General features: G+C 27.0%; 2 protein-coding genes and 1 pseudogene. All 3 read right to left on the bottom strand.

The features are described from left to right. Positions 1–109: 109 nt before the first annotated feature. Positions 110–452: pseudogene (locus AC3WQX_RS11795) on the bottom strand (replication initiator protein A); the annotation flags it as partial. A 533-nt stretch (positions 453–985) separates the two neighbouring features. Then, a complete protein-coding gene (locus AC3WQX_RS11790; RefSeq protein ID WP_002437031.1) occupies positions 986–1,228 on the bottom strand; it encodes a hypothetical protein in 243 nt (80 codons plus the stop codon). Positions 1,229–1,237: 9 nt separating this feature from the next. Beyond that, positions 1,238–2,029 (bottom strand): ParA family protein, encoded by a 792-nt coding sequence (locus AC3WQX_RS11785; RefSeq protein ID WP_002437028.1) that lies wholly within the window; start codon positions 2,027–2,029, stop codon positions 1,238–1,240. Between the last annotated feature and the right edge of the window lie 249 nt (positions 2,030–2,278).

The following is a 2,278-nucleotide window of genomic DNA, read 5'->3' as shown; positions in this document are numbered from 1 at the left end:
CTTTCGTTTGGTCTAGGTGGTTGCCTTAGCAACCACTTGTTAATAAAAAAAGAGAACATCTATCTAAAGATGCTCTCTAATTGAATCATGGTTGGCCTATTAAATTGAACTATTGATTAAATAAAGAAGTGATGGGTAAATGATCACGTCGTTTATTAAGTGTATGCATTTTTTCGAACTCTGATTTGAGAGACTTCAAAAAATAACCTTGCATATCATGAACAATCTCATTTTTTGAATTAATGTAGCTTTAAAACGCTTAAGGACATTAACAATTTCAAATTCCATATCTTCTAATAAGTAATATGTATCAATAGAATTATTGAAGGATGGGCTTTTAACAATACAGATTTGATAATTTTAATTTCAGCTACAGAAAAGTTACTCAAATAGTTTTGAATACTTTGCGGTAGTTCTTCGAGTAATTGGAATTTTAAAGCTTCATTTTGATATTATAATCGCAGCATATGTCGCTTCAGTACTCTCTATATTAGAAAATTACGTAGCCGAAGACATGGAAATCAATGAAAAGGGTTTAGATGACATACTTAATACCTTATCTAGAATGTTTGCGTCGTAGAAAATATTAATTTCCCATCCCAACACACTTGTTTACTATGACCTTATCTTATTTCTTGGTATGATAAGCATTATATAAAGAATATTAAAATAAGAAGTATTTCAAATGATGTTTATTGTTGTATTCACTGTTGGCTTTATTATTCTTGCTATTATGAAAGAGAAAAAGAAAAAATAATTTTTCCCTTTTTTATATAAATTGAATTTATCTATACCTACCAATAATTGATGTTGGTAGTATTTTTATTTTTAAAAATGAATTTTTTGAAGATTATTGACTATTAAATTATTGGATATTATTAGAGTAGATAGTTTATCACATTAAACACGGAGTATCATGAACACTTTGTTCTTATGATACTCCTTTTATTTTTTTAATTACTTATTAAATAACAAATTACCTCTATTAATAATTATTTTTCTCTAAAAACTCATTTAAAACTTTATCTGATATTGATTTTATAGAAGTGTCTTTATCTAATGCCATCTGACTCAACCTTTTTTTGATTATCGCATCAACTCTCATAGTTGAACTTTTAGCAACCGGTTTATAATTTTCTGTATATTTAACTGCTGAAGTGTCAATATCATCCAAAAAACCCTTTTTCTTTTGCGCTTCAAATTTTATATCATCTAAAAATCCTGCCACTATGACCACCTATCCTTCTATTAATTCTATTCTTTCTACTAATTCTTTATATATCGCTTCTAACATATGCAATACTCTTTTATCGTGCGTATCTTTATCCCTAATACCTTCTGCACCAAACTTCTTAATTCTTTCTCTTTGAAATATTTGATTTTTAAATAAAGCGCTTGAAAACGTTTCTCTAGATATTTCTAATATCTTTTCATCAATATTGCCATTCTTCTTAATTAATACTGGAATTGCACCTATTAATTCAAATGGCAAATTTGATTCCTTTTTTCTATCTCGTAAAAAGTTAACAAACGATAAACTACTCTCATACGCAGATTGTTGTGTTTGGAATACCATGACAATGTAATCACTCGCGTATACTGCATTATTTGTGAAATCTGAATTTATTGTTGGTGGTACATCAATAAATATATAGTCAAAATCATAATCTCTTTTAATTTGATCAATAACTGATTTAAGAATATATCGCTTTTTAACAATATCTGTTTTTGCAATAATATCAGATAAATTAGCTAGTGAAGAGTCTGCAGGTATTAACGCTAGTTTAGTTGATAAGTTGATAATACTATCTTCTAATTCACCAGTTTTAAGGGCATCTATAAATGTTTGTTTCTCATCTATAGCTTCTGGATATGTTCTTTTCATTATTTGAGTGGCATTACCTTGGGGATCAAAATCAACTAATAAAACCTTTTTGTCATATTTTTCAGAAGCAATATATGATAACAAAGTTGATACAGTAGTTTTACCTACTCCTCCTTTGAAATTACCAATAGTTATAACTGACATACATTACACTCCTTAGGTTATAATGTCTATATTATAACAGTAACTTGTTACATGTAACAAGTTACGAATGTATATTACAATAAATAATAATATTCATGATTATCTAAACCTATTAGAATAAATAATATGAATTACTTTTAATAGATTAACAAAAACAAATCACATGTTACATGTTACATGTAACAAGTTACGAATGTATATTACAATAAATAATAATATTCATGATTATCTAAACCTATTAGAATAAAT

This window comes from Staphylococcus sp. FW104-15G4D (assembly GCF_058790135.1).
The sequence above is the reverse complement of the archived record's forward strand: the minus strand, read 5'-3'. Positions and strand labels throughout refer to the sequence as shown.

Excerpts from the sequence above, each read along its gene's own strand:
- AC3WQX_RS11785 (WP_002437028.1), bottom strand. The coding sequence starts at position 2,029 with ATGTCAGTTATAACTATTGGTAATTTCAAAGGAGGAGTAGGTAAAACT.